4 protein-coding genes are annotated in these 3279 nt (G+C 72.8%); 3 read left to right on the forward strand and 1 reads right to left on the reverse strand.

The window, feature by feature from the left end; genetic code table 11:
• Positions 1–274 precede the first annotated feature (274 nt).
• Together BZL64_RS36815 and BZL64_RS36820 are read left to right on the forward strand one after the other, a co-directional pair.
• The gene (locus tag BZL64_RS36815) at positions 275–1075 is read left to right on the forward strand and encodes a sugar phosphate isomerase/epimerase family protein (RefSeq protein WP_086773359.1); all 801 of its coding nucleotides are present in this window, start codon (positions 275–277) and stop codon (positions 1073–1075) included.
• Positions 1076–1176: 101 nt separating this feature from the next.
• Positions 1177–2511: an MFS transporter gene (locus BZL64_RS36820; protein ID WP_086773360.1), complete on the forward strand. Its 1335-nt coding sequence runs from the start codon at positions 1177–1179 to the stop codon at positions 2509–2511.
• On the opposite strand, the gene BZL64_RS36825 is transcribed toward BZL64_RS36820, so the two are convergent.
• Positions 2483–3094, reverse strand: coding sequence for an RBBP9/YdeN family alpha/beta hydrolase (locus BZL64_RS36825; RefSeq protein ID WP_086773361.1), 612 nt, complete (start codon positions 3092–3094; stop codon positions 2483–2485). The genes BZL64_RS36820 and BZL64_RS36825 overlap by 29 nt on opposite strands.
• A 51-nt stretch (positions 3095–3145) precedes the next feature.
• Between BZL64_RS36825 and BZL64_RS39340 the strand changes: the two genes are divergently transcribed.
• Positions 3146–3279 (forward strand): LysR family transcriptional regulator (locus BZL64_RS39340; protein ID WP_143663425.1); only part of this gene is annotated, 134 nt, incomplete at its 3' end.

A 3279-nucleotide genomic window follows, 5' to 3' on the forward strand; every position in this document is an offset into this window, starting at 1 on the left:
GTGAGGGGTGGGGTCGGGGCCGTGGCGGTGCGTCGAGCCCGTCGCCAGTCGGACGTACGGCCGTCCCTTCTACGTTCTACGGGGCAGAGACGCAGTACGCGACGGGCTTTCGACGCACCGCCACGGCCCGCTCCCGGTGGATCGCCGCCATCCGCCCCCTCGTCGTGGTTCGGGTTCCTGGTTCGGGTGCGGGATGTGGGGCGGGTGCGGGATGTGGGTGGGGGCCGCCGGCTGCAGTCGGCGGGTGGGCGGGGGGCTAGTAAGGTCCGAAACTATGAAGCTGGCCTTTTCCACCCTTGGTGTTCCCGGTCTGCCGATCTCCGACGTGCTGCGGCTCGCTACCGCGCACGGGTACCACGGGGTCGAGCTGCGCGCCCATCCCGAGGAGCCGGTGCATCCGGGGATCGGTGCGGACGAACGTGCCGCGGTGGCCTCCGAGTTCAAGGCCGCCGGGGTCGAGGTCCTCGGGGTCGCGGGGTATGCGCGCGTGGCCGCTCCGGGGGACGACGAAGTCGTGATCGGGGAGATCCGCTCGCTCGTCGAACTCGCCCATGATCTCGGCGCGCCGTACGTCCGGGTGTTCCCCGGCGGTGCCGACGGGCAGGACCCTGCCGACGCTGACGCCGTCGCGGCCCGGCGGCTGGGGACCGCCGCCGAATACGGCGCCGACCTCGGCGTACGCATCCTGCTGGAAACCCACGACTCCCACCGGACCGGCGCCGCCGCGACGCGTGTCCTCGGGCTGGTCGGGCACCGGCAGGCGGGCGCCCTGTGGGACGTCATGCACACCTGGCTGGGCGGCGAGCAGCCGCAGGACAGTTACGCCGCACTCTCGCCCTATCTCGGATACGTGCAGGTCAAGGACATCGTCTCGGCCGAGGACACCACGCCTGTCGCCCTGGGAGCCGGAGTGCTGCCCCTCGCCGAGTGCGTGGAGGTCCTCTCCCGGCACGGGTGGGACGGCTGGCTCTGCTGGGAGTACGAGAAGCGGTGGTACGACCACGCCGAGCCGTTGGCCTCGCTGCTGGGGGCCGGGCGGGAGCACCTGGGCAGGCTCCTCAACGAGTCCGCGTGAAGGAGGCGGGGGCCGGTAATTGGGTGGCGGGCAGGGTGGGGGCGGGTTAGCCTCCGCGCCGTGTATCCCGCCTTCGCGCCGCCCCCCGTTCCTTCCGGCTCATGAGTCTCGGCCGGACCTTCCTTGATGTTCGTCCCCTTCGTACCTCCCCCGTCTATCGGCGGCTGCTGATCGGGCGCACCGTGTCCTCGCTCGGTGGCTTCATGACCATGGTCACCGTCATGTACCAGGTGTGGGACACGACCCACAGCTCGGTATGGAGCGGCGCGGTCGGGCTGGCGCAGGCGCTGCCGATGGTCGCGGTCGGGCTGTTCGCCGGTGCCTGGGTCGACCGGGCCGACCGGCGCCGCGTCTACCTCCTCGCCACCGTCGGCCAGGCGGCCTGTTCGCTGTTGCTCGCCGTCCAGGGCTTCACCGGGGGCGTGCCCGTGCCCCTGCTTCTCGCACTGGTCGCGGTGCAGGCCTCCTTCGGGGCCGTCGGCGGTCCCGCGGCCGGCGTGTTCGTGCCCCGGCTGCTGCCCAAGGACCAGGTGGCCGCGGGGCTCGCGCTGAACCAGGCGACCGGTCAGTCCATGATGCTGATCGGTCCTGCCGTCGCCGGTCTGGTGCTCGGCTGGCGGGGCATCGGCGTCTGCTACCTGCTGGACGCCCTCACCTTCGGCCTCGCCTTCTACGGCGCCTTCGGCCTGCCCCCGTTGCCGCCCGAGGGCGAGAAGTCCCGGCCCGGACTGCACGGCGTCCTGGACGGGCTGCGGTTCCTCACCGGTCACCGCGTCGTGCGTGGCGCCCTGCTGACCGACCTGGCCGCGACCGTGCTGGCGATGCCAGTCAGTCTCTTCCCGCTGGTCAACGAGGAACGCTTCGGCGGTGATCCGCGCACCCTGGGTCTGTTCCTGTCCGCGCTCGCCGTGGGCGGGGTCACCGCGACCGCCCTCTCCGGGCCGGTGACCCGGCTGGCGCGGCCGGGGCCCGTCATGCTGTGCGCCTCCGGTCTGTGGGGTGTCTCCCTCGCCGCGTTCGGCCTGACGACCAGTGCCTGGGCGGGGATCGCGGCCCTGGTCCTGGCCGGAGCGGCGGACGCGGTCGCCGTCCTGTCCCGTACGACCATCGTCCAGACCCGTACCCCGGACGCGCTCCTGGGCCGGGTCACGGCGGCCGAGGCGATCGTCGGGCAGGCCGGTCCGCATCTGGGCAACCTGCGCGGAGGCCTCGCCGCCGGCTGGTCCTCTGGCGCCGTCGCCCTCGTCACCGGCGGTGTGCTGTGTGTGGCGGCGGTGACCGCCGTGGCCGCGACCACCCCCGAGCTGCGGGGTGGTGACGGTAGGGCAGGTGGTGACGGTGGTGCAGGTGGTGTCGGGGACTCCGGCTCCGGGGCTCCGTCCCTCGCGGCTGTGGAGGGTGGCGGTTCTACGGACGTTGCTCCGGGCGGGCCGTGAAGCTCGCGTCGCCCCGCTCGCACCACTCCAGTGCCGACGGCCAGGAGCCGTACCCCGCGTCCAGGTCCAAGTGGGCTGCTCCGGGGATGAGTTCGGCCGTCAGGCCCAGGGGGGTGCCGTACTGGGACTGGACGCCTTCCGGGCAGTACGGGTCGTCGTCGCCCGCGACCAGGCGGGTCGGGGAGGGGAGCGTCAGGCCGTCGAGGGCGGGGAGGACGAACTCCGCGACCTCGGGGTAGCCGGCGAGGACCGGGCCGGACGGGGGTGAGACCAGGAGGACCCGGTCGGCCCTGTCCAGGCCGGGCAGGCCGCGGGCGGCGGCGTGCAGCCAGAGCACGGCGGAGAGGCTGTGCGCGATCACCACCCGTTCGCGCCGGGCGTCGAGGGCGTGGAGGTGGCGGGACAGTTCTCCGAGCCACACCTCCAGGGCGGGGTCGTCGGGGTCGGGCAGTTGGGGGTAGGTGACGGCGTGGCCGCGGTCGGTCAGGCGGTCGGCGAGCCAGTGCTGCCAGTGGGCGGCGGGGCGGTGGTTCTGCCAGCCGTGGAGGATGAGGAAGCTGCCAAGGGGAGCGGTCGTGGTCATGTCTTCGATCATTTCCGGGAGTGGGGCACTAGGTCCAGTTAATCTTTGGGCGTGGAACCGTTAAGCCCCGCCTTCACCATCGACCTTCGTCGGCTCACCGTCCTGCGTGAGCTGCAGCGTCGTGGCAGCCTCGCGCGGACCGCCGAGGCCCTGCGTCTGACGCCGTCCGCCGTCTCCCAGCAGCT

The sequence above is a fragment of the Streptomyces bobili genome (assembly GCF_002154575.1).
In the GTDB taxonomy this organism is placed as follows: domain Bacteria; phylum Actinomycetota; class Actinomycetes; order Streptomycetales; family Streptomycetaceae; genus Streptomyces; species Streptomyces bobili.